We start from the raw sequence: 23054 nt of genomic DNA on the forward strand, positions 1-23054 counted from the left end.
GCAAGGCTCCTTACGAATATATCACCCTGCAACGCATGAAAAAGGCGCAGGACCTGCTGCAAGGCGACACCAGCATCACCCAGATCGCCATGGATCTGAACTACACCAACCCCGCCAAATTCGCCGCCGCCTTCCGCAAATGCTTCCACACCAGCCCGTCGGAGTGGAGACGGGGTGTTAGGGGGTAGCGGGGGAAGAAGATTTACTTTGAAGCTATAGTTTCAACTCAATACGCCTCTTGCTCAAGCTCGATCTCCTTTTCCGCTCGCTCACGCTCTCCCTGCCGAAATCTCTTGACATACGCCGCATCTTTCATTTCGTCAGGGTCCAAGTCGAGTACACAATTCACCAATGAGGCAATTGCACTATCAGAAAGTCTAAAGTGCGCTGTAACTAGATGCGGAAACGCTAGAAAATTGTCATCAAGATGCTTTTGAAGTGCTCTTAAATAGTCTTTCAGAGAAGAGCGAGCACCAGTTGTAGCGGCGGCTGTGACCTCGTTACTAGCTCGGATTTCTGCTTGCTCCGCATCCTGAGCCAACTCTTCAAAAAATTCAGTGAATGTGGGCCAGTATGTCAGACCAAATCTGCAATACAATTGCTTAAAGTCGTCTTGAACCCACGACTCGTAAGAGAAATTTGAACCACCCGCAGCATCCAGAGTTTCACAAACCCCGTAATGGGTATCACTGTAAAAGCCAGAAGTATCATTCAGATTAGTGCGTTGTTCCATCAACCCTGACAATTTACGAGCTGCTATAGCTATTTGCTCATTAATTGTTTTCAGTTCATTTCTTTCCGCTCTGGCCTTCTTATTTTCCTCTAAGTTCCAATAAGAAGCCGTAAGAAATACACTGTCGAAAAACTGATATAGTGCGGTTGAATTGGACTTAAGCTTTGTATCCAACTCTTTATAAAAGTCTACTAATTCAAAACGACGTTCAATGAATCTTCCAGCAATGACCACAGCCTCAGGAATGTAATTCTGCGTAATAGACTTGTCTCTAAATTCCAAAATTGCTTGTTCGCAGTTGGCGACAGATTGATCAAATTCTTGAGTAGGCATGAAATTCTCTCCAATAAGTTTTTGTCACAACATACTCATGCCCAATCAACCTGTCGGTACCGGAAGAAAAGAAATTGCAGCTAACTCTGGTACCCTCAATGGAATTCAAATCATTAAAAGTCACCAGAATGGCTTAAGAGCAGAAAACAAATTAAGGTTATGTCCAAAGCAATCGGGGATTGTCTGGAATATACCACAAATCTCGTATCTGAGCGTCATCACTATTGGGAGCAGGATCGGCATCCCTAACTCTAAAAGTCATTGGTATCTTCACAGCATTTCCAAAGATGAGAGCGTGTTGCTTGGGTAATGAAGGAAGGCGCTTGAGCACAGTTTCAGAGATGAACGGTGTCATTTGCCTAATTTGGAACAAATCGTCAGGGTTTTGGATCCGATGAATGATAAAGTTGTTGCATTGTGACAACACTGTCTTGGACAGCTCACTAGGTCTTTGTGAAGCAACAATCAAAAATGCACCATACTTTCGACCTTCCTTTGCGATCCGTTGAAAAGTTACTCCAGCATCAATAGCAAAGCGACTTGGGCGTTCAGAAATGTAGCGATGAGCCTCTTCCAAGATTAAGTGCACGGGCATCTTATTCCGTGGCTCAGTCCTACGCATTCGATCAAAAATCAATCTCGCGACAACTGCTGACGCCAACTCTACGATCTCATCAGAAGCGTCATTTAGGTCAAGGATACAAAGTTGCCGCTCTTTGCAATACCCATTCTCTGTTTTGGAGATTCCAAGTAGACGATCTACAAATTGTGTCGGCTCACACTCGTGATTTTCCAGCTCATCGGCATTCGCTCTGAGAAACTCAAAATCTGGATTATCAATAACGGATTTCAGCCTCGTCACCATTTGGGAGCAATACTCTCGTATTTGCTTATTTCCATTTGCTTCTTCATAATGGAGAGCCAAATCAAGTGCGGCCTGAAGACGCTCGAACGAAAAAGGGCGGTTAGCGTAAGTTGGGAGAACAGGCTCATCTTGCACATACTGAGATAATACCTCGGCAAGTCCTTCAACGTCTGCAAACTCTCCAAAATTAACTCTAATCCTATGTCTAGCAATCTCGAGATTAATCTCTTCAGTATGAAATGAGGCCAATATTGACCTTATTCGATCAGATTTACTAGCACTACTAGCATCGCTCTGAAGGATCGCAAGGATGATCTTTGCCAGAACATGGTTACGTATAGATGCGATATCTACCTCAAGCTGATGTCCATCCTGCTCTGCAAACAAGGTTGTTAGCCCCAATGCAGTTCGCAGCGCTGGCTGTTGTGATCTTTCACTCGCACGTAGCAACAGTGCCCATTCATCGACAGTCATAAACCAATGAGGCAGTCGAAAACGATCAACTAAGTCAGCGCCAACAAACCCCTCATCCAGTTGATTTTCTTCAAACTCTTCATTAGCCGCTTTGAAATAGCTCCCATTTATCTGCCAAGCTAGGTTTTCTAAAGCTTGTCGATATTCACCATTCACATCAAATATAATGAAAGCTGCACCATTAGCTGCAAACTCATCTGATCTAGTGAAAACAGATTGGAGAATTGAGGCAACTGTGCATGATTTGCCACTTCCGGTATTACCCAAAACAGCAACGTGTCCACCAAATAATGAATCAAGCTGTGCCTTTACCGGATAGCCTTTAAAAACTGCAGAGGTGCCTATCTCGATAGTATGGGGAACTTCCCCTCTCCGCTCGACATCATCGGCATCAATCTTTGCGATTTGGTCAGGCACCTGTTCGACATTAAAAATTCGATCCAGGTCTTCATCTCTTGCATACAACACATCTGCATAAAGTGGAGGAAAGGAAGATACACCAAATCGAAAGATACCCCCTTCAACTGGCATCGCTCCTACCGGAACGACGTCTAAGAACTTAGCAGCCCCTGCCTTATTCAACTCCACACTGTTTGGATAAGAAGGTGAGGTATCTTTTTCTCGCAATCCAATTACTTCAAGAACCACGTATTCTGACCGTGTGGGAACAAGTAAATATGAACCTAACGTAGCGATATAGTGAATATCATCGAAACCAACTACCGTGAAATTGTCACTACCCCTATGTAGCTCGACAACAACACGATCAGCAGAGACACTAACAATTTTGCCGATAGTACGATTATTGTCATCCCTCGTCATTATTTTCGCCTTGCGGTTTGGCCAATAGCTTTTCCAATATTTTTTCTATAGCTTGATCAGCTTTCTGATCAGCACTCGACGGCATCAGATATTTTACGATGTTATCGAAATAGTGCGCTTTCTTTCCTGTGGTTTCGTCCTCACCCCAAATAAACCAAATTCTTGGGTCACCGAGCGAAGCAAGTTGTTTGGTAATGTCATTTGTATCTGGATCTAAAAAGGCTATCAGCCGGAAGCCCGGAAGTGTCAGCCCTTGAAAAATAATGTTATTGACATGCTCATCACCAAAGCTAAACCCAGCCACAAGAAGTACGCTCTGATCCTGAACAATTTGTCTTTGAAACTCCCGAAACATATCAGCGTATGGTGATCCGAAACTTGCGGTTTGTTTTGAGGGCGTCGGATATATCATAACTCGATCTTCAGCGGGATTAGGAAGATCAGTGGCTTCTCGAATTGGATAAAGGCCCGTTGCCTCTTCTGTCCAATTCACCGAGCCATGTAATTTGCAGAAATAAACATAACCTTCCACAGCCGCCCATCGTTTTGACGAAATATCCAACTGTTCGGCTAGTGCCCTGCGGTAGGTAGCAGGATTAAATCTCCTCTCAACTGTACCTGAAAAACCGTTGGCGTAAGGGATACCAGAACGATCCATCGCCCGTTCGTTAAATAAATCATAGTTTGTCGTAAATACCCAAGGCGAGGCCAAACCACGTGAACGTGTTGCAAGAGATTGATAAAAGCGGCGATACAAAGAAACAACACTATCATCGCCTTGAGCAAACTGCCCCTGAGTGCACTTTTGCAAAATAAACTTTTTTACGCCGGAAATAACCTCCTCTACAGTATCAACTGCTTCTTTGAAGTTCTCTTTATTACTACTAATGCAGAACTGATGCGTGGTCATTAAAGCTTCCATCATCCGTTCCAAATTCCATTGATAATCCTCGTGCAGCAGATCAATACCAAGCTCATTGTGCAGCCTGTCTTTTTGCTCAGCTGTCACGAAGTCATTTGCAAGTAATGGCTCCCTCTCCTTGGCGTCAAACAAACCACGAAACTCTTGCGCCAACGGCCCCATAGTCGGAATACCAAGCTCTTGGCCATCAGATTTGAAGGAAGAACAGCCTGATCCGAGCAAGAATGAAAGATTCTTGGAACCAAAGACTTCTGCTAACTGGCGTCTAATGATTTCAGCCCGCTCCTCGAAGCCATCAGCCTCTTGCAGCCTATCGAATTCATTTCGAGTGCCCTTTTGAAATTTGATCATTTTCTTTGCGCTAAGTTTGGAATCAGATGTCACAGCAAATCATACTCGCAAAAAGAGCATCTCTCCATCACACACATGCAGAATTCGAATAAACAACTGACTTGTCGCACCTACTCCGTCCAAGCTATTACGTAGTAAAAAGATAGAAATGACATTAATCGCTGTAGGGCTAGCATCCTCCCCCACCCCACAAACCCGCTTGAAATCCGCGCGAGCCAAGGTAAGCTGTCTGCTTGAGATCAATAAGTCCTGTATCTGCAGCCGGGGAAGACAGTGATGGTTAGGTTTCAGCAGCATTCATGTGCGGCGATGGCGTGGGAGACATGCCGGATGATCGCGGCTTGTGCTCTTTTTCTCATTGCATCGATGAGTGCATCAATTGCCTCGCAAAGCCGGGATCTTTGTGAGACGCAATGGAAGGACTATGTGAAGATCGCATCCAGCTTTCATGAGAAGGTCAAGGATACGCAATCTTCCATTTATGTGTTCTCGACCAAGCACGGCATCATTTTCAATTGCCTGGATACCGGGTTGTCGGAAGACTTCTGGGAAGAGACCCGGGACCCCATGCAGCTACAAGTCAGTCTGATTGAAGAGCTTGCAAAGAGTGATGCCACCATGCAAGCGGCCAGAGATTGCGGCATCTGGCGGCGAGAGCTGGATGAGCATATTCAATATGAGATCTATCTGCCCGTCGATGTAAAAAGCGAGCGCACCAAGGATTGTCTCAAGACCATCACATCATCCTTCGATGAAGTATCTTAACTCTTTGATCTAAAATAGGTCTTATCCGAAAAGTTCGCAATTTTTCGGGAACGTGCGATCAGCGACATGTCCGCCCTCTCCCCCGTCTTCAATGGTCGAGGAAACGTCTCATATTGGGTTCATTTGTGATGGAAATAATCTCATTCGCAAATGTCTTCAGATGAGGTTTTCGCGGATCTGTTGAACGCCATATCATATGAATGCTGCGGCCAAAGGCACCGCCGCTGATTTTATGGATGGCTATCAGTCCCTGAAATTTCTCGATACCACTGAGAGACAGGATGGGAAGCAAGGCGCATCCTTCTCCCAAGGCCACCATCTGCCGAAGCATTTCCAGGCTGCGTGCCCCGCCGGAAATACTCTGATCCTTGACATCACAAAGAGCCATTGTCTGACTGCGCAAACAATGTTCAGGCGATAGCATGATGATCTCATTCTTGTCGATCTCACTCCAATTGACAGTTTCCCGACCGGCCAGAGGATGATCTTCAGGACAAGTAAAGACATAAGGTTCGAAATAGAGGGTCGTCACCTCAAGCATTTTCGCCTCGGGATGCGTGGCCGTGATGATGATGTCCAGCTCATGTCCGCAAATCATCTCCTCAAGAATAGGGGTTGGTTCCTCAATGATGGTTATCTTCAAATTGGGATAGATTTGCTTGAGCGGTCGGATCAGATGGGGAATGAGATAGGGGCAGATGGTCGGAATGATGCCGATGGTCAGTGTCAGCTCCATGGGATTGGAGAGGCTTTTGGAAAGCTGGGACAATTCAAGTGTCTTGCCGATGATCTCCCGTGATTTTTCAAGAATGAGTGCGCCAGACTTCGTCACTTTCACATATTTTCCGCTTCTCTCAAAAAGCGACAGACCAAGAAAATCCTCCATTTTCCTGATTTGCTGACTGATTGCCGGTTGTGAAACCCCACACCGGCTTGCCGCCTGCCCAAAGTGCTTTTCCTCCGCAACAGCCAGAGCATATTCAAGATCTTTCAGCGTTATTCCGGACAAGGCTCTCATGGGAATCATAATCTCATAAGTTCAAATTATTATTCTGATAATAAGGATAATATAGATTAATGACAAGCTTGGATGTTATCTTTGGGACAGTTCTAATGAAGTCCGATTGAGAGGGACCCATGACCAAGAAAAATGGACTGACCACTGCTTCCGGGGCACCTGTTCCGGACAATCAAAACACCATGACCGCAGGAGCAAGAGGCCCCGTTCTCTTGCAGGATGTCTGGTTCCTGGAAAAAATGGCTCATTTTGACCGGGAGGTTATTCCCGAACGCAGAATGCATGCCAAGGGATCTGCAGCCTATGGCACATTCACCGTCACACATGACATAACCCAATATACCAGAGCCAGGATCTTCTCTGAAATTGGCAAGAAAACCGACTTGTTCCTGCGCTTTTCTACGGTAGCCGGTGAGCGCGGCGCGGCCGATGCAGAGCGGGATATTCGTGGCTTTGCAGTGAAATTCTACACCGAAGAAGGCAATTGGGATCTGGTGGGCAACAATACGCCGGTCTTTTTCCTGCGTGATCCTCTCAAATTCCCTGACTTGAACCATGCAGTGAAAAGAGATCCGCGTCACAACATGCGTGATGCCAACAACAATTGGGATTTCTGGACCAATTTGCCGGAAGCCCTGCATCAGGTCACCATCGTCATGAGTGATCGTGGCATTCCAGCGACTTACCGCCACATGCATGGCTTCGGCAGTCACACATTCAGCTTCATCAATGCTGACAATGAGCGTTTCTGGGTGAAATTTCATTTCAAAACCCGGCAAGGCATCAAGAATCTGACAGATGAAGAGGCCGCACAGATTATTGCAGGCGACCGGGAAAGCCATCAAAGAGATCTCTTCGACTCCATCGAGAAGAGTGATTTCCCCAAATGGACATTATATGTCCAGATCATGCCGGAAAAAGAGGCCGGCTCCTATCCCATCAATCCATTTGATCTGACCAAAGTCTGGCCAAAAGGGGATTATCCTCTCATCGAAGTCGGCGAAATGGAGCTGAACCGGAATCCGGAAAATTATTTTGCCGAAGTTGAACAATCCGCTTTCAGCCCGGCCAATGTTGTTCCCGGTATCAGTTTCTCACCCGATCGCATGTTGCAAGGACGCCTGTTCTCCTATGGTGACACCCACCGACACCGTCTCGGCGTCAATCATACCCAAATCCCGGTCAACGCACCTCGCTGCCCCTTCCATTCCTATCACAGGGACGGTGGCATGAGGGTTGACGGCAATGCCGGTGGCCGGATTGGGTATGAACCAAACATGTTCAACGAATGGAATGAACAGCCGGACTATAGCGAACCTCCTTTAAGCATCGAGGGCGCTGCCGATCACTGGAACCATCGGGTTGACGATGATTATTATTCCCAGCCCGGCAAATTGTTCAATCTGATGAGTACTGAGCAACAGCAGGTTCTGTTCGAAAATACAGCCCGGGCAATCGGACCTGCCAGACTGGAAATTCAGCACAGGCATATCGTGAACTGCTATCGGGCAGACACCAAATATGGCGAAGGCGTTGCCAATGCATTGGGGATCGATTTGTCAACAGTGCAGGGTCTCTAAGAGCGTGTTCCCGAAAAGTTGAAGCATTTTTCGGATAAGAACTCGCTTCAAACCAAAGAATTAAAGCACTACTCGCGATTCAACAATTGTGGGAAGTGCTTTAAGACAGAAAAAGGGACCCGGTATTCCGGGCTCCTTTTTCCAATGCCGATATCGAAAGGATCACACAAGATCCATACGCAGTCTGCTATCGATAGTCCCCTGACATCCTTGCTCATACACACTCCTTGACCATCTCATTGATGAGGAGATAGGGTGATTTTTCTTCTTGCAAAGACAGTATCTGCTGCTGCCAAATCCACCACATATATGAGTTTATGGCCTGACAAATGAAATGCGTGCTTTTTGATATTGATGGCACATTGGCTCTGATTGATCATCGGCGGCCCTTGCTGGACGGGCCAAAGCCAAACTGGGCTGCCTTCAATGACAGGATGGGCGACGATCTGCCCAACCCGGCTGTGGTCGAACTTTACAAAACCCTTTGGGATGCCGGACGTCATGAGCTGATCATCGTCTCTGGCCGGGGCGAGGAAAATCGCAAGGTAACCGAGACCTGGCTCACCTGGAATGATATCCCCTTCAATCGGTTGCTGATGCGCCCGAAAAAAGATCATCGCTCAGACGTTATCATCAAACAGGAAATCCTTGATCAATTGCTGAGCGAGGGAAAGAGCATTGCCTTTGTCGTGGATGATCGCAACTCCGTCGTCGACATGTGGCGCCGCAACAACATCACCTGCCTCCAATGCGCCGAAGGGGATTTTTAGGGCGCGGGCCTAGCTCCGACAGTAGCAAAGGTCTCGCAAAGCCAATCTGCCAGCATGTTTGCCCCATCGCTCAACTCGGGTCGGCGCTGATGGATCAGCCCATAGCCGGAGCCATCAGCGACAAAACCGCAAGGTGCGATCAGGCGCCCGCGTTCGATATCATCGCTGACAACAATCTGCGGGCAGATCGCAACGCCAAGGCCGCTGGCTGCGGCTTCCGCCAGCAGGAAATGATGATCAAACTGTCGGACATCCTTTGGCTTCGGAGCGTCGGCATAGAGCGATTGCCATGTCTCCCAAGCGTCCGGTCGGGTCTTGCTGCCAAGCGCGATATACTCCCCCGCTTCAAAAGCCTCTTGCATGTCCGGCACCATGACCGGGCCGATGGCCTCGTCGAACAAGGGCTTTATCTGCCAGTCGGGATCGATGGGAAAATCCAGCCGACGCACCGCCAGCGCCACCCCGTCACGGGCAAAATTCAGCGACCCGCCCCCAACGGACAAATGCACCGGACAGTCGGGATGGGCATCCTGAAACTGACTGAGACGCGGGATCAGCCAACGCATGGCAACCGAGCGCTCACAGGACAGCACGATGGGCTTGTCCTCCTCTTGCTGTCGGATGGAGGTCAAAGCGTCTCCCAGCAAGACCAGCGCCTTGGTCATTGCCTCCGCCAGAATGTCTCCATCTGCCGTCACCGATATGCCGCGTCCGTCTGGCGCGACCAGCGCAATATCCAAGTCGCGAGCAAGCTTGCTCACCCGTCGGCTGACCGCACCATGGGTCAAGACCAATTCATCGGCGGCAAGCCGGACAGAGCCAAGCCGCGCCACCGCTTCAAAGGCACGCAAATCGTCAAGAGATGGGATATCGGATCGCTTCATAGGTGATAAATTATCACCAATAACGGTGAAAACAAATCGATTTATGTGCAAACCTGGTTTGATATCATCACCATATGAAAGACTTCAGCATCATAAATAAAGCGCCCACACATACACCTCTGATCGGCATCCTTGCCGATGATTTGACCAGTGCAGCCGATGGCGGTGCTCCATTTCAGCGGTGCGGACACACTGTGACTGTCTTGCGAGGCGATATCACAGCGCCAAGCGATGCATCCACTGTCTGGTCCGCGGATTGTGCCAGTCGGTCTCTGTCTGAAATCGATGCCGCAACAGTGACAGACAAAGCGGCCCGGTCATTGGCGGGTGCATCCCTGCTTTTCAAAACAATCGACAGCACCTTGCGCGGGCATATCAAGGCAGAGATCAGCGCCGCCTTCACAGCCAGCAAACGCAAGCGATTGATAGTGACCCCGGCCTTTCCGGCAGCGGGTCGCATCACGCGAGACGGCGTGCAATATGTCCATGATATCCCGGTCTGCCAGTCCAGCTACGCCAATGATCCCGTCCATCCGGCCAGATCCTCCCGCATCAGGGATAGTCTTCCTGCTGACATTGCCGACATCACAATATTGAATGCCGAAACACAGGAAGAGTTGACCCGAAAGGTCGCGGCCATCAAGGAGCCGGAAAACGCCCTTTGGGTTGGCTCTCCCGGATTGGCCATGGCCTTGGCCGATCGCTTCAAGCAAAGCCCGGTCACAAAAGCCTCCCTCCCTCCGAGCCGTTCAATCCTGACGGTGGTCGGTAGCGCCAACCCCATCAGCCGCCAGCAAGCCAAACGCACCGCACAGCATGAAAGTGTCACCTGCCTGATGACACCGGAGCAGCGCAGCGACAATCCGGATCAAGCTCTTCAAGAATTGGTGACAAAAGCCATGCAGCAGCAAGCAAATTTTGACACGCTGATCGCAACCGGCGGCGACACCATGCAAGCCATGCTCGATAGACTGAAGATCAAACAATTCACCTTACAGGGCGAGCTGGAACCCGGCTTTGTGCTGGCAAAGGCAAAGCGTGCAGATGGCACGCCTCTGATCCTTGGCATGAAGGCCGGTGGCTTTGGCGATGAAGAAAGCTTTCTACGCGCCGCGCAAATATTATGCTCCAAACAGGATGTTAGACAGAAGCAATGACCAATCGAACCAACCCCCTCGCTCTTACCATGGGCGATCCGGCAGGTATCGGGCCGGAAATCATCATCAAGGCCCTGTCCCATGTGCCTGAAAGCGAGCCCCTTCTCGTCCTTGGTTGCCCAAAGGTGATGGAACGAGCGGCCCGGATCACAGGATCAGAGCGACAAGTCAAAGCCATTGAGCAAGTAGAAGAGGCCAGCTTTGAGCCAGGCCAGATCGAAGTGCTGCAAACCAGCACTTTCAACACTCTCCCCACCTTTGGCAAAGTCAGCGCAGAGTGCGGGCAAGCCGCCTTTGATGCCATCAAGACCGCCATTCAGCTCGCAGCAAATGGCGCTATTTCTGGCATTGTCACCGCCCCCATTCATAAGGAAGCGCTTTCTCGCGCGGGCATCTCCTATCCCGGCCATACGGAGATACTGGCCGATCTTGGTGGAGCCGAACGAGTGGCCATGATGCTTGGCAATGACGAGATCCGCACCGTTCTGGTCACCATTCATTGCTCGCTTCTGAATGCCATCAAGGGCGCGGATTTCGACGCCCAAATGGCGGCCATCCGCTTGGCTCATGACGGAGCAAAAGCCCTTGGATACGACCATCCGCGCATTGCAGTGGCAGGGCTGAACCCTCATGCTGGCGAAAGCGGATTGTTTGGCCGCGAAGAAATCGACATCATCGCCCCGGCCATCGAAACCGCCAAAAAGGAAGGCATCAATGCCTCCGGCCCTTGGCCCGGAGACACGGTCTTCATGATGGCACGTCAGGGACAATTCGATATCGTGGTGGCGCAATATCACGATCAGGGTTTGATCCCGGTGAAATATATGGGATTGGAGAAAGGCGTGAACATCACTCTCGGTTTGCCATTCGTGCGCACCAGCCCCGACCATGGCACGGCCTTTGACATTGCCGGACAGGGCAGTGCCGATGCCGCCAGCCTTTTGACAGCCATTGGCTATGCCAGACAATTGATTGCCGCCCGACAAAAAGGAACCAACTGATGGGACTTCGTTTTATCTTCATGCTCACCCGCAATGACAAGACGGTCGAGGATGCCGAGCAACATCTGAAAGTTGCCCTTGCTGCCGGGGTTCATCACATTGGTTTCAAGGATGTCGGCCTGCCCTTCGAGCGATTGAAAGAACTGAATGTCGCCATCAAGAAAGGCGGCGCGACCAGCTATCTGGAAGTGGTATCACTGGACAAGGAAAGCGAAGTCGCATCGGCCAAGGCAGCGGTGGAGATCGGCGTTGATATTCTACTGGGCGGCACCAATGTCGAGGCGGTTCTGCCCATCCTGAAAGACACGAACATTCAATATTACCCCTTCCCCGGTCGGATCGAAGGCCACCCCAGCGTGCTGGCTGGCTGTATTGACGAAGTGGTGGAAAGCGCCGTGCAACTGGCCGCGATGGATGGCGTGCATGGACTTGATCTGCTGGCCTATCGCTCCAGGGAAAATGTCACCGGTTTGATGGCAGCGGTTTGCGCCGCCGTCGACAAGCCGGTCATCATGGCAGGCTCCATCGGCAGCCGAGAGCGGATCGAGATTGTCCGGCGCTCAGGCGCTGCTGGCTTTACAATCGGTACAGCGGCACTGGATGGTGATTATCCGGCAGACAGCCCTGAGCTGGAAACACAGCTGCGCTCCATTCAGCGCGATGTCGCCGGGGTGAACAATCATCTCTCACCCCATACACCGAAAAATCTGCAAAAGGCCTTTGCGTCTTTCCATGACACATGGAGCCCACGCGTCGCTGGCCGGGTCAATAACATGATGATCAAGCTGGCCAAGTTCGAGGGCGAATTTGTCTGGCATCATCACAAGCATGAGGACGAGATGTTCCTCGTCCATAAGGGCCGCTTGCTGATGAAATTCCGCGACCGCGACGAGATCGTCAATGAGGGCGAGTTCATCATCGTGCCCCATGGCGTGGAACATTGCCCGGTGGCCTTGGGCGGCACCTGCGAAGTGCTGCTCATCGAACCCGCCACCACAATCAATACCGGCAATGCCAAAGATGAGCGCAAGATCATCGATCTGGCCAGCGTCTAGGCCCTAACCATCCCGGGCAAGTTCGGGATAGTGATAGGCTTCCGGGTAGGGCATCGGTTTGAAAGGCCCGGCAGGGACGACGCCATTCCAGGAGCGGCCGAAATAGCCCTGTCGGCAATGGACCAGCGAATTGCTTTGTGCCACGCCATCCAGAGAATAGACACGGCATAACCATCGCCAGAGATTGGGATAGTCAAGGATCTTGGCCCCGTTCAGTTTCATCCGCAGATAATAGACCGGGTCATGGCGATAAAGCGTCGGAAAGAGCCGCAAGTCCGCCTCGGTAAAGACATCGCCGGTCAAATAAGGCCTGCCATCAGACAGTAAATCTTCCAGCCAGTGCAGGGCTTTGAAATAGTCCGCAAAGGCCTGCACATAGACGGACTGATCAGAGGAAAATCCAGCTTTGTAGGCCCCGTTATTGATGGTGCGATAGATGCGATCATTCAATTGGTCAATCTCGGCACGCTGCACTTCACCTGCCGGATAAAGGCGGACCCGTTGGTCATCCGATATACTGCTACCAAGTGCAGCAGCATGAAGATCAAGCATGCGAAGGATCTCGGCGCTTTCATTATTGACGATGCGCCCGCTCTTCTTGTCATAGAGAATGGGCACCGATTGCTCGTTTGATCCCTCCGCGCGATAGATATCACGCGCCAGACGATAGCCCTTGCCGGTTGCGGTCTCCAAACTGCATTCCGCCAATGGCAAACCGGTCAGACTGGCAATGCGCTCGGGATTGAACTCCCAAAGATTGGGCCCTTCCGGATGCTCTTCATCTGTGCGATTGGGGAAGGCCACATCCATGGAGATTGCATCCTGCAAGCCCAGCATGTTGCGCGCCAGAATGACCCGATGGCACCAAGGGCAATTCAACGCCACAAAAAGATGATAACTCCCGGCTTCCGGCGGAAAATCCGCATCCCCTATGGCATGGCGAAAGCCGCTGACGCCGCGCACAAATTCTCCTTGCGCGCGGCGCTTTGCTGCATTTTTCTGATCCTCCTGAACGGAGCTGTCATTTGGTTTGTCGGTCATGTTTTAACCTCTAACCTCGCACCTTATCCTCGTAGGCGATGATGCAGAATGATGGGCACTGCCAGCTCTTCTTCATCACTCAAATGCCGTTTCAGAAAGGCTTCAATCATCTCGGCATTGCCGTGCAATTTGCCCACCTCATCACGAACCTGGGCTTCATCCAACTGAATGAGCTGAATGGCGCGGTTGGCCGTGCGGGTGAAATGGTCCAGCACCTTGTCCAGATCGGCATGGTCCTGTTCCAGAACAGCAAGCCCTGCATCAAAACGGGCATCGGCCTTGGACAGCTCCGGGAAATAGCTATGATCTTCCCAGCCATGATGGCCGTGCAGATTACCAACCAGAACATTGCCGTAATAGGCCAGCCGCCCGCCATAATAATCGAGCTCATATTTGCCATCCAGATAGGTCTCGGCATCCAGCCTCACACGGTTTGCGAGACGCCGAAACATCTGATGGGCCCCAAGCCAATGGCGGGTCTTCTCATGAAAGCCGGGATGCGCCTCCCAGCTGTCCCTTGGATAATCACTCAGCAAGAGACGCATCTCGCTGGGCATATCATCCGTGCGAACTTTGATTTCATCAATGTTTTTAGCTTGATCAAGCATGAGCTTTCTCCTTTCTGAGACTTGGTGCCCGATTTAAAAGTCTCCGTATGAGACTTTTAGGCCGCGTCACCAGCCCACTCCCCCGCCCAAACCACCCGTCATGGTACCCTCGTGGGCGGTTTGGGCGGGGGAGTGGGCTCGGTTCAGGGTTTTAAAATCAGGCTCTTAAGCTCAATGATCTGGTGATTGCTTCACTTCATCACCAGATCGGTTTTTGCAGGACTGCCATGCGAGATTATCAGTCCTTGACACCGGCAAAGCGCACACCACTGAGATCGGCCATTTCCCGCTTCCATGTGGTGATGTCTTCGGCATTCAGATCACTCAGAGAGGCATGACCACAGGCACGGGCAAGAACCTGCATCAGCTCGACACTGGCCCCGAAATAGCGCGCCAGACGCTCGGCACCCACTTGCACATCCAACCGCTTGCGCAGCTCCGGCTTTTGTGTCGCCACACCCACCGGGCAATTGTTGCTGTTGCACATGCGCGCCGCGATACAGCCCACCGCCTGCATGGCGGAATTGCTGAGCGCCACCGCATCGGCTCCAAGGGCCATAGCCTTGACGAAATCCTCCGCCACACGCAAGCCACCGGTGATCACCAAGCTCACTTCGCCGCCGGTTCTCTTGTCCAGATGTCGCCGCGCCCGAGCCAAGGCCGGAATGGTCGGCACCGAGATATTGTTGCGGAAAATCAGCGGTGCCGCGCCGGTTCCGCCGCCGCGTCCATCCAGAATGATATAGTCGGCGCTTGCTTCCAGCGCAAAATCGATATCCTCTTCGATATGATTGGCCGACAGCTTGAAACCGATGGGAATGCCGCCGGAGCGCTCGCGCACTTCATCGGCCAGATGTTTGAAGTCAGCCGCAGTGACCAGGTCGCGGAATGTCGCCGGAGAGATCGCCGCTTGTCCCGGCTCCAGCCCGCGCACATCGGCAATCTTACCAGTGACTTTCTCGCCCGGAAGATGGCCACCGGTCCCGGTTTTGGCCCCTTGCCCACCTTTGAAATGGAACGCCTGCACCTTCTCGACCAGTGCAATGTCCCACCCAAATTGCGCCGACGCCAGTTCATAGAAATAGCGGCTATTCTCGGCCTGCTCTTCGGGCAGCATGCCGCCTTCCCCAGAGCAAATGCCGGTGCCTGCCAGCTCGGCCCCTCGGGCCAGAGCGGTCTTGGCTTCCTCGGACAGCGCGCCAAAGCTCATGTCAGAGACCATCAGTGGAATATCCAGCTGCAAAGGTTTGGTGGCACGTGGACCAATGGTGACCGATGTTGCGACCGGCTCATCATCCAGCAATGGTTTTCGCGCCATTTGCGCGGGCAGGATCTGAATGTCATCCCAGTGGGGCAAATCCTTGCGCGGCACACCCATGGCCCCCATTTCGCCATGATGCCCAAGCTTGGAAAGACCATCACGGGCAAGCTCATGAATGCGCGCCACCGTTGGTTCTTCTGGTGTTGGTACAGCACTTGGCAGCTCGGTCTTTGGTGGGGGCGCGGCGTCGCCTGCCTTCAAATCCCCAAGGCTGGCATGGGTGCCATCGCAGAAAGGCGCATTGGCGCTGGACTTGCACTGGCAAAGCGCCGCCGAGCCGGTCTTCTCGGCGGTGAATTTCATCGGCGTGATATCACTGCCCGCATGGGAGCCATCACAAAAAGGCTGGTTTTTGGATTTGCCACACCGGCACCAATAATAATCCTTCCCCTCCTCCAGATCGACTTTTGACGGAAATTTGGCCGCAATGATTGGTCCTGATTGGTCGGTCATTTTATCCTCTTATAATATGAATTCAGCGTGGTCCTTCGTCTTGGTGCCTGATTTAAAAGTCTCGAGGCGAGACTTTTAAGAGCGAACTCTTATCCGAAAAGTCTGCAACTTTTCGGGAGCGCGCTGTTGGCTGCATGTCCTGCCCTCTCCTCCTCCCAGCCGCCCCCGAAAGCATCAAGAGGGTACCATGACGGGTGGCTTGGGAGGGGGAGAGGGCTTGGTTCAGGACTTAAAGTCGAGCCCGGTCATGCGGCGCGGTATAGTCCAGGTCCGGTCCCATCGGCACGACACGGCTGGGATTGATCGTCTCGTGGCTGGCATAATAATGCTTCTTGATATGCTCCATATTCACTGTCTCGGCCACGCCCGGCTGCTGATAGAGATCGCGCACATAATTGGAGAGGTTCGGATAGTCAGCAATCCGCCTCAGATTGCATTTGAAATGCCCCACATAAACCGGATCGAACCGCACAAGCGTGGTGAAAAGCCGCCAGTCCGCCTCGGTAATCTCGTTACCCATCACATAGCGCTGATTGGACAGACGCTCTTCCAGCCAATCAAGGCTGTCGAACAACGGCACCACAGCTTCCTCGTAAGCAGCTTGAGTGGTAGCAAAGCCAGCTTTATAGACGCCATTGTTGACGCTGCCATAAATCCGATCATTCACCTCATCGATCTCGGCCTGAAGGGCTTGCGGATAATAATCGCCAGCCTTTGCGCCCAACCTGTCAAAGGCGGAATTGAACATGCGAATGATCTCGGCGCTCTCATTGGAGACAATGGTGTTCTGCTTCTTGTCCCATAGAACCGGCACGGTCACACGACCGGAATAGGTGCTGTCCGCTGCGGTATAGATCTGATGCATGAGATCGGCATTGTTGATCGGGTCGGCAATCACGCCTGCGCCATCCGCAAAGGTCCAGCCATTATCGGCCATATACCAATGCACGACCGAGACGGAGATCATGTCTTCCAGCCCTTTCAAGGCCCGAAAGATCAGCGTGCGATGCGCCCAGGGGCAAGCCAATGATACATAAAGATGATAGCGATCTTTCTCGGCTTTGAAGCCGCCAACACCAGTCGGGCCAGCGGAACCATCGGCAGTGATCCAGTTGCGAAATTGCGAGGCCTTGCGGACAAACCGCCCACCGGTATCCTTGGTCTGATACCAGCGATCAACCCATTTGCCTTCTTGTAAAAGTCCCATGATGCGTCCTTGAAATTTATCACTACAACCTGATTGATTTTCATCTTAAAATGTTCTCTCAGTGCGATATAGAGGCCATAAATAGACCTTCAAGTTCTTTAAATTAGAACAGATAAAATAGGTACAGATAGGGTGAGCAATGGGACAGATAGAAGATTTGCGATTTTTCGTGCAGATCGTCGAGGCAGGCGGTATTTCCAAGGCGGCCAGCAGCCTCAATATTGCCAAATCTGCCCTCAGCCGACGCTTATCGCTTTTGGAAGATCGCTATGAGAGCAAATTGATCGAGCGGGCACCGGGCGTCTGGACCATCACCCAGACGGGGGAAGAGCTCTATCAACGCGCCATCAGGGCGGTGGGAGAAGTCGACGAGATCGACGCCGATTTCATGAGCCTATCAGCCGATCTTTCCGGACCTCTATCCGTGTCCCTGCCCCGTGAGTTCGGCCTTGGCTATCTGACGGACGCGCTGATCAAATTCAAGACCAGTTATCCGGACATCATGCTGACCATCGATTTCGATGATCGACATGTGGACCTGTCCTTCGAGAATTACGATCTGGCCATTCGCATCTCGCCATCCGAGGATGAAAGCGCGCTTGATCATCTCATCGGCACAGCCGAGCATGGCCTCTATGCCAGCAAGACCTATCTCGCCAGACATGGCAGTCCGAACGAGTTGAAGGATCTCCCTGCTCATCAGCTACTCTATTTTGGCAATGCCCGCCGCGCCAGCTGGACCTTTCTGGATGACAGATCCAAACCGCAAAGCATCGAGTTCCAACCCTTTTTGAATTCAAACAGCGGCACCTTTCTGATGGAAGCCACAATCGAGGGATTGGGCATCACGCGCATGCCCTATTTCGTGGTGCGACAGGCCTTGGATAGAGGGGAGCTGGTCCCGGTGCTGCCCGATCTGCGACACCCCACCTGGCACATCCATCTGCTCTACTCGCAAAACAGACGCCTCAACCGACGCATGCGCGCCTTTGCCGATGAGATCACGAATGCCTGTCTGACATTGAAGGAATGAGACGCTGAAGCAATTGCTTCTCTCCAAGAGCTCTGCATAATGAGAGTTTTTAGGACGGAGAATTTGATGTCCCTCGATAATGATTTTGTTCGCGCTCAGTTTCCCGCCTTTCGCGCCTCTTCTCTGGACGGTCAGGCCTTTTTTGAAAATGCTGGCGGAAGCTATATGTGCCAGCAGGTTATTACGCGCCTGGAAAGATATGTCACCGAGCGCAAAGTACAGCCTTATTATCCATTTGCAGCCTCGAAAAAGGCCGGAGAGGAAATGGACGAGGCACGCCAAAGAATAGCCGCTTGTCTGGGTATCGAGACGGGCGAGCTGAGCTTTGGCCCCTCTACCACCCAAAATACCTATGTGTTGGCGCAGGCCTTTCGTCAGATGCTGAACAAGGGCGATGCGATCATTGTCACCAATCAGGATCATGAGGCCAATACCGGCCCTTGGCGACGCCTCGCCGACGAGGGTATCGAAGTCCGGGAATGGAAGGTCGATCCACAAAGCGGCAGTCTGGCACTGGAAGATCTGCATGCCCTGCTGGATGAGAAGGTCAAGCTGGTCTGCTTCCCCCATTGCTCCAACGTAGTGGCAGAAATCAACCCGGTCGCAGAGATTGTCAAAACAGCCCATGCCGTTGGAGCTGTCACTTGCGTCGATGGTGTCAGCTTCGCACCCCATGGCTGGCCCAATGTCAGCAAGCTGGGCGCGGATATCTATCTCTTCTCTTCCTACAAGACATGGGGTCCCCATCAGGGCATCATGGTGGTACGCAAGGAGCTCGCCTTCAAGCTGCCCAACCAGGCCCATTTCTTCAATGGCGAGGTTGCCTATAAACGCCTCACTCCCGCTGGCCCGGATCACGCATCCGTCGCTGTTTCTGCCGGGATGGTCGATTATTTCGAAGCGCTGCACGGTCATCATTTCAAGAACAGCACAACACCGGCACAAATGTGCGAAGATCTCCATGGCCTGTTCGCCCAATATGAAGCCGATCTGCTGCAACCTTTTCTTGACTATATCAGAGGCAAAAATGGTCTGCGTTTGATCGGCCCTGATCAGGCGAGCAAGCGCGCGGCCACCGTCTCCATACTGTGTCAGGAACCGTCTTTGAACATCTCCACCAAGCTTGCCGAACGCGGCATCATGGCAGGGCATGGCCACTATTATGGCATGCGTGTTCTGGAGGCCATGGGCCTTGACCCCACCCATGGCGTGTTGCGGATCAGCATGTCGCACTATACCTCGAAAGCCGAGGTCAATCAGGCCATCGAAGCGTTGGATCAGGTTCTTTAAAACCTTGATAAATCATTCAGCAAGGCGGAAACATATTCTGTCCGCCTTGCTAACTGTCATCCTCATCAAAGGGCTCTTGGGATGCATTATTCTCATTGAGCAGCGCCAAGACCGCCTTGGCGACAAACAGATCCTGCACCGATAAGCCAGAGCTGTCGAAGATGGTAATCTCTTGATCACTCTCTCGTCCGTTGGCGCGGCCACTCAACACATCACCGATCGCGGTCAGTTGGGTCTCTTCTGATGCATGCTGAAACTCACCAATCACACGAGACTGCACCGGCAGATCACAAAAGAGCTTGGCCTTGGAGAATAGCTCCGGCGGCAGCTCTTGCTTGCCAACAGAATCCGAACCCATGGACACCACATGGGTGCCAGGCTGTACCCAGTCTGTGTCAAACAACGGCGCGGTTGCCGGCGTTGCCGTCACAATGATGTCTGCACCCCGGCAGGCGACCTCGGCGTCAGCAAGCACCGCCGCCAGTCCTTCTTCGCGCAAAGCCGCAACAAAGGCTTCGCCTTTCTTCACATTCCGCGTCACCACCAGAACCCGGTCCAATTTACGAATCCTGGCCAAGGCCCAAACCTCATATTCGGCCTGATGACCCGCCCCAAAGATGGCAAGGGTCGAAGCATCAGATCGCGCCAGACAATCCGCCGCCACAGCATCGGCTGCTGCCGTGCGATAGGCATTCAACTGCCCGGCTTCCACTGCTGCACCAATGCGACCTGTTTCCTGATCGAAGAGAAAGATGATCGAGTTATGCCGCGGCATGCCCTTGGCCTCATTGCCCGGCCAATAGGAGCCAACCTTCAACCCGGCCAGATCGGACACAGCAGAAGATTTGATCGCATAGCTATTTTGCGGATCGCTGCCATGGCCAAGAACCACTGGAAAGATAGTAGCGCTTTCACTGGCAGCAATCAGCGCTTCTTTCACGGCACGATAGGCCATTTCATGGGATGCCAGTCCGGCAGAGATTTCTTCGGGGACATATTGCATGGTCAGAAAACAACCTCACAAATTTGATAGTTAGGGCAGGAGAATTTTTTGCCACTCACAAGGAGAAAGAGTGAAGACAATGTAGTTCATTTTCGAAGTCTTTCGACGCCGTGAGTGGGAAAAAGGGCCCTGCCTCACCAGCCGCGAAAGCGTCGCCAGACTTTCAAAGGCGCATCTCTCGAAGTTGGCACGACGTGATAGGCGGGAAATTGAGCGGCAGTGGCGCAGGCATGATTGGGCAGGATCCGAAGCTTTGTGCCAAGGGGCAGTTCAGGCAAACCCGCATCACTCCCGGGGCGCAAGGCAATGATGCCATGCTCCTGATTGGCTTTGATGACGATCAGATCGGGAATGACATCCCCGCTCTCATCACACACCACGCCATAGCCCTGATCAACGCGCTGAGCAGACGTTCCACGATCACGTGATAAGGCCATCCAGCCTGCATCAATGATGATCCAGCCCTTGTCGCGCTGATGCCCGATCACACTGGTAAGAACCGACAAGGCAATGTCATCCTGATCGCAGACACCAATCCCGGCCTGCACCAGATCAAAAAAGGTATGAACTCCGGCGCGCACTTCCGTGATGCCATCCAGATTTTCAATGGCGTGGGCCGTGGGGGTGGAGCCAATGCTTACAACGGGACAAGGCAGACCGGCCTCTACCAGATTGGACGCAGCTTTGGTCGCAGCCTGGCGTTCCTGCTCGGCAAAGGCAGCATGAGCCTCCTTGCCATAAACTTCATAACTCTCGCCTGCATGGCCCAGAATGCCACGCAACTCCGCGCCTTCATGCAAGATTGTGCCAATCTCAATGAGGGTGGGATCAGACGGCTCAACACCGCTGCGATGACCATCACAGTCAATCTCGATCAAGGCTGGAAGCTTTTGTCCCAATCTTTGTGAGACCTCCACCACAGCATTTGCTTGATCTGGGCTATCCAGAATGACCGTTAGATCACAGCCCTTGGCACGGATCGCGGCCACCCTGTCCAGCTTCTGCGGGGTAATTCCAACGGCATAGGTGATGTCTCGAATACCCGCCTCGGCAAAAATCTCAGCCTCGGCCAAGGTCGACACCGTGGCAGGTCCATTGCCATTGATCAAAAGGCGCTTGGCAATCTCGACCGACTTCACGGTCTTCAGATGCGGCCGCAAGACGCCACCCTTCGACCCGATATGCTCGGCCAATCGATCGATATTGCGTTGCATGCGCGCTTCATCGAGAATCAATGCAGGCGTTTGAACATCATTGAGATAGAGATCAGCAGGACTCATGGCGCTTCCATCCGGAACGTAAATTCAGGGCTCCTACACATCATAACGCCTTTTAATGCAGCTCACTATTAACAAAACCTGTAAATAGAATTAAGCTGAACTTAACATCAATAGATACCGAATATGTTAGAGACACCTGATCTGAAATTCTTTGCCACTCTGGCGTCAGAGACCTCCCTTGCCGCAGCCGCAAGAGCTCTGAATGTGAGCCCGCCTGCCGTCTCGCAACGCCTGGCCCAACTGGAGCAAAGGCTCGGCTTGCGCCTCATCGAGCGCGGACGCGGGCGATTGGTGCTGACCGCAGAAGGCGAGATGCTGGCGCGACGCACCGGAGCCATTCTCGATAATCTGGCAGAATTGAACGAAGATTTGGCCATCCGAAGACAGGAAGTCAGCGGTCCTTTGCGGATCATCGCCTCCTTTGGCTTTGGCCGTATCCATGTCGCTCCGGTCATCGCACAATTGAAGCAGGACTTCCCCGCCATCCTGCCCGATCTGATCCTGTCCGATGATCCCTATAGCGCAGCAGGCACGGACAATTGGGATCTGATCATCCATGTCGGTCAACTGAGTGACACTTCACTGGTGCAAAAGAAACTGGCCCCAAACCGGCGCTTTCTCTGTGCCTCGCCCACCTATCTGGAGAAACAGGGCCACCCAGACAATCCCCAAGACTTGCAAAGACATGCCTGTGGCGTGATCCGAGAAAATCAGGCTGATGTCACCATGTGGAACCTCACGAACCAAGAAAACAATCGCCAATCCATCCGCGTCACCCCAGCCTTTGCCAGCAATGATGGCGAGGTGGTCAAATCCTGGGCCATGGCAGGCCTTGGCATTGCCGAACGCTCTGAATGGAACGTGGCCGCTGAGCTGGCAGACGGGCGGTTGGAACGGGTGTTGGAAAGCCATCACCTGCCTGATGCCGATATCATCGCCCTGCTCAGCCCCAGAACCCTGCGCACCGCTCGCGTCAGACACGCATTGGACGCCCTCATCACCCATCTCTCGAAACGCCCTTGGGTTTGAGCGGCCAGGATCAAAGCAAACCGAACGCATGTAACAAGACAAAAACGGGGCTGCCAAAG

Annotated in this window: 21 protein-coding genes; 10 read left to right on the plus strand and 11 right to left on the minus strand. The window is 52.2% G+C overall.

Translation table 11 applies throughout. The features are described 5' to 3' along the window. Nucleotides 1–35 precede the first annotated feature (35 nt). Nucleotides 36–188, plus strand: coding sequence for a helix-turn-helix domain-containing protein (locus tag CRO57_RS25385; protein WP_425291283.1), 153 nt, complete (start codon nucleotides 36–38; stop codon nucleotides 186–188). 38 nt (nucleotides 189–226) lie between these two features. Here the strand turns inward: CRO57_RS25385 and CRO57_RS13490 are convergent, their stop codons facing one another. The 3 genes from CRO57_RS13490 to CRO57_RS13500 all read right to left on the minus strand — a co-directional run bounded on the left by CRO57_RS13490 (nucleotide 227) and on the right by CRO57_RS13500 (nucleotide 4500). Continuing rightward, on the minus strand, nucleotides 227–1066 hold the full coding sequence (locus CRO57_RS13490) for a hypothetical protein (protein WP_097153952.1): 840 nt from the start codon (nucleotides 1064–1066) through the stop codon (nucleotides 227–229). Between the two features lie 157 nt (nucleotides 1067–1223). Then, nucleotides 1224–3227 carry an ATP-binding protein gene (locus CRO57_RS13495; RefSeq protein WP_097153953.1) on the minus strand — a complete coding sequence of 668 codons (2004 nt, stop codon included), beginning with the start codon at nucleotides 3225–3227 and terminating at the stop codon, nucleotides 1224–1226. Then, nucleotides 3214–4500: an SIR2 family protein gene (locus CRO57_RS13500; protein ID WP_097153954.1), complete on the minus strand. Its 1287-nt coding sequence runs from the start codon at nucleotides 4498–4500 to the stop codon at nucleotides 3214–3216. The genes CRO57_RS13495 and CRO57_RS13500 overlap by 14 nt, the downstream gene beginning before the upstream one ends. 330 nt (nucleotides 4501–4830) lie before the next feature. Between CRO57_RS13500 and CRO57_RS13505 the strand changes: the two genes are divergently transcribed. After that, entirely contained in the window at nucleotides 4831–5265 is a 435-nt protein-coding gene (locus CRO57_RS13505; protein WP_097153955.1) for a hypothetical protein, read from the plus strand. Nucleotides 5266–5353: 88 nt separating this feature from the next. Here CRO57_RS13505 and CRO57_RS13510 read toward each other — a convergent pair whose 3' ends face one another. Beyond that, entirely contained in the window at nucleotides 5354–6283 is a 930-nt protein-coding gene (locus tag CRO57_RS13510) for a hydrogen peroxide-inducible genes activator (protein WP_170956096.1), read from the minus strand. Between the two features lie 119 nt (nucleotides 6284–6402). Here CRO57_RS13510 and CRO57_RS13515 point away from each other — a divergent pair, with 119 nt between their 5' ends. Together CRO57_RS13515 and CRO57_RS13520 are read left to right on the plus strand one after the other, a co-directional pair. After that, a complete protein-coding gene (locus CRO57_RS13515; RefSeq protein WP_097153957.1) occupies nucleotides 6403–7863 on the plus strand; it encodes a catalase in 1461 nt (486 codons plus the stop codon). A 329-nt stretch (nucleotides 7864–8192) separates the two neighbouring features. Beyond that, a complete protein-coding gene (locus CRO57_RS13520) occupies nucleotides 8193–8633 on the plus strand; it encodes a phosphatase domain-containing protein (RefSeq protein WP_097153958.1) in 441 nt (146 codons plus the stop codon). Here CRO57_RS13520 and CRO57_RS13525 read toward each other — a convergent pair. Next, a complete protein-coding gene (locus tag CRO57_RS13525) occupies nucleotides 8630–9517 on the minus strand; it encodes a LysR family transcriptional regulator (RefSeq protein ID WP_097153959.1) in 888 nt (295 codons plus the stop codon). The two genes, CRO57_RS13520 and CRO57_RS13525, sit on opposite strands and share 4 nt — an antisense overlap. A 74-nt stretch (nucleotides 9518–9591) precedes the next feature. Here CRO57_RS13525 and CRO57_RS13530 point away from each other — a divergent pair, with 74 nt between their 5' ends. Genes CRO57_RS13530 through CRO57_RS25290 form a run of 3 tightly spaced genes read left to right on the plus strand, consistent with a single transcriptional unit; the run spans nucleotide 9592 to nucleotide 12730 of the window. After that, nucleotides 9592–10674, plus strand: a complete 1083-nt coding sequence (locus CRO57_RS13530; protein ID WP_097153960.1) for a four-carbon acid sugar kinase family protein — start codon at nucleotides 9592–9594, stop codon at nucleotides 10672–10674. Next, nucleotides 10671–11675: a 4-hydroxythreonine-4-phosphate dehydrogenase PdxA gene (gene pdxA / locus CRO57_RS13535; RefSeq protein ID WP_097153961.1), complete on the plus strand. Its 1005-nt coding sequence runs from the start codon at nucleotides 10671–10673 to the stop codon at nucleotides 11673–11675. The genes CRO57_RS13530 and pdxA overlap by 4 nt, the downstream gene beginning before the upstream one ends. Further along, a complete protein-coding gene (locus CRO57_RS25290) occupies nucleotides 11675–12730 on the plus strand; it encodes a cupin domain-containing protein (protein ID WP_097153962.1) in 1056 nt (351 codons plus the stop codon). The genes pdxA and CRO57_RS25290 overlap by 1 nt, the downstream gene beginning before the upstream one ends. Before the next feature lie 3 nt (nucleotides 12731–12733). Here CRO57_RS25290 and CRO57_RS13545 read toward each other — a convergent pair whose 3' ends face one another. The 4 genes from CRO57_RS13545 to CRO57_RS13560 all read right to left on the minus strand — a co-directional run bounded on the left by CRO57_RS13545 (nucleotide 12734) and on the right by CRO57_RS13560 (nucleotide 17360). Continuing rightward, nucleotides 12734–13771 carry a glutathione S-transferase C-terminal domain-containing protein gene (locus tag CRO57_RS13545; RefSeq protein ID WP_097153963.1) on the minus strand — a complete coding sequence of 346 codons (1038 nt, stop codon included), beginning with the start codon at nucleotides 13769–13771 and terminating at the stop codon, nucleotides 12734–12736. Between the two features lie 23 nt (nucleotides 13772–13794). Next, nucleotides 13795–14379 (minus strand): hemerythrin domain-containing protein, encoded by a 585-nt coding sequence (locus CRO57_RS13550; protein ID WP_210200866.1) that lies wholly within the window; start codon nucleotides 14377–14379, stop codon nucleotides 13795–13797. 238 nt (nucleotides 14380–14617) lie between these two features. Beyond that, nucleotides 14618–16153, minus strand: coding sequence for a glutamate synthase-related protein (locus CRO57_RS13555; protein WP_097153964.1), 1536 nt, complete (start codon nucleotides 16151–16153; stop codon nucleotides 14618–14620). A gap of 229 nt (nucleotides 16154–16382) precedes the next feature. After that, a complete protein-coding gene (locus tag CRO57_RS13560) occupies nucleotides 16383–17360 on the minus strand; it encodes a glutathione S-transferase family protein (protein ID WP_097153965.1) in 978 nt (325 codons plus the stop codon). A 139-nt stretch (nucleotides 17361–17499) separates the two neighbouring features. Between CRO57_RS13560 and CRO57_RS13565 the strand changes: the two genes are divergently transcribed. Beyond that, complete coding sequence (locus tag CRO57_RS13565; RefSeq protein WP_097153966.1) at nucleotides 17500–18393, plus strand: LysR family transcriptional regulator; 894 nt, start codon at nucleotides 17500–17502, stop codon at nucleotides 18391–18393. Between the two features lie 66 nt (nucleotides 18394–18459). Further along, nucleotides 18460–19683, plus strand: a complete 1224-nt coding sequence (locus tag CRO57_RS13570) for an aminotransferase class V-fold PLP-dependent enzyme (protein ID WP_097153967.1) — start codon at nucleotides 18460–18462, stop codon at nucleotides 19681–19683. 49 nt (nucleotides 19684–19732) lie between these two features. Here CRO57_RS13570 and CRO57_RS13575 read toward each other — a convergent pair whose 3' ends face one another. Together CRO57_RS13575 and CRO57_RS13580 are read right to left on the minus strand one after the other, a co-directional pair. Further along, nucleotides 19733–20686: an ornithine cyclodeaminase family protein gene (locus CRO57_RS13575; protein ID WP_097153968.1), complete on the minus strand. Its 954-nt coding sequence runs from the start codon at nucleotides 20684–20686 to the stop codon at nucleotides 19733–19735. A gap of 134 nt (nucleotides 20687–20820) precedes the next feature. After that, entirely contained in the window at nucleotides 20821–21966 is a 1146-nt protein-coding gene (locus CRO57_RS13580) for a DSD1 family PLP-dependent enzyme (RefSeq protein ID WP_097153969.1), read from the minus strand. 123 nt (nucleotides 21967–22089) lie between these two features. Between CRO57_RS13580 and CRO57_RS13585 the strand changes: the two genes are divergently transcribed. After that, entirely contained in the window at nucleotides 22090–22995 is a 906-nt protein-coding gene (locus tag CRO57_RS13585) for a LysR family transcriptional regulator (protein ID WP_097153970.1), read from the plus strand. Nucleotides 22996–23054 lie beyond the last annotated feature (59 nt).

This window comes from Cohaesibacter gelatinilyticus, from assembly GCF_900215605.1.
Lineage (GTDB): Bacteria > Pseudomonadota > Alphaproteobacteria > Rhizobiales > Cohaesibacteraceae > Cohaesibacter > Cohaesibacter gelatinilyticus.

Coding starts and splice junctions, on each gene's coding strand:
- CRO57_RS25385 (WP_425291283.1), top strand. CDS start 36: ATGAAAAAGGCGCAGGACCTGCTGCAAGGCGACACCAGCATCACCCAG.
- CRO57_RS13490 (WP_097153952.1), bottom strand. CDS start 1,066: ATGCCTACTCAAGAATTTGATCAATCTGTCGCCAACTGCGAACAAGCA.
- CRO57_RS13495 (WP_097153953.1), bottom strand. CDS start 3,227: ATGACGAGGGATGACAATAATCGTACTATCGGCAAAATTGTTAGTGTC.
- CRO57_RS13500 (WP_097153954.1), bottom strand. CDS start 4,500: ATGATCAAATTTCAAAAGGGCACTCGAAATGAATTCGATAGGCTGCAA.
- CRO57_RS13505 (WP_097153955.1), top strand. CDS start 4,831: ATGATCGCGGCTTGTGCTCTTTTTCTCATTGCATCGATGAGTGCATCA.
- CRO57_RS13510 (WP_170956096.1), bottom strand. CDS start 6,283: ATGAGAGCCTTGTCCGGAATAACGCTGAAAGATCTTGAATATGCTCTG.
- CRO57_RS13515 (WP_097153957.1), top strand. CDS start 6,403: ATGACCAAGAAAAATGGACTGACCACTGCTTCCGGGGCACCTGTTCCG.
- CRO57_RS13520 (WP_097153958.1), top strand. CDS start 8,193: ATGAAATGCGTGCTTTTTGATATTGATGGCACATTGGCTCTGATTGAT.
- CRO57_RS13525 (WP_097153959.1), bottom strand. CDS start 9,517: ATGAAGCGATCCGATATCCCATCTCTTGACGATTTGCGTGCCTTTGAA.
- CRO57_RS13530 (WP_097153960.1), top strand. CDS start 9,592: ATGAAAGACTTCAGCATCATAAATAAAGCGCCCACACATACACCTCTG.
- pdxA (WP_097153961.1), top strand. CDS start 10,671: ATGACCAATCGAACCAACCCCCTCGCTCTTACCATGGGCGATCCGGCA.
- CRO57_RS25290 (WP_097153962.1), top strand. CDS start 11,675: ATGGGACTTCGTTTTATCTTCATGCTCACCCGCAATGACAAGACGGTC.
- CRO57_RS13545 (WP_097153963.1), bottom strand. CDS start 13,771: ATGACCGACAAACCAAATGACAGCTCCGTTCAGGAGGATCAGAAAAAT.
- CRO57_RS13550 (WP_210200866.1), bottom strand. CDS start 14,379: ATGCTTGATCAAGCTAAAAACATTGATGAAATCAAAGTTCGCACGGAT.
- CRO57_RS13555 (WP_097153964.1), bottom strand. CDS start 16,153: ATGACCGACCAATCAGGACCAATCATTGCGGCCAAATTTCCGTCAAAA.
- CRO57_RS13560 (WP_097153965.1), bottom strand. CDS start 17,360: ATGGGACTTTTACAAGAAGGCAAATGGGTTGATCGCTGGTATCAGACC.
- CRO57_RS13565 (WP_097153966.1), top strand. CDS start 17,500: ATGGGACAGATAGAAGATTTGCGATTTTTCGTGCAGATCGTCGAGGCA.
- CRO57_RS13570 (WP_097153967.1), top strand. CDS start 18,460: ATGTCCCTCGATAATGATTTTGTTCGCGCTCAGTTTCCCGCCTTTCGC.
- CRO57_RS13575 (WP_097153968.1), bottom strand. CDS start 20,686: ATGCAATATGTCCCCGAAGAAATCTCTGCCGGACTGGCATCCCATGAA.
- CRO57_RS13580 (WP_097153969.1), bottom strand. CDS start 21,966: ATGAGTCCTGCTGATCTCTATCTCAATGATGTTCAAACGCCTGCATTG.
- CRO57_RS13585 (WP_097153970.1), top strand. CDS start 22,090: ATGTTAGAGACACCTGATCTGAAATTCTTTGCCACTCTGGCGTCAGAG.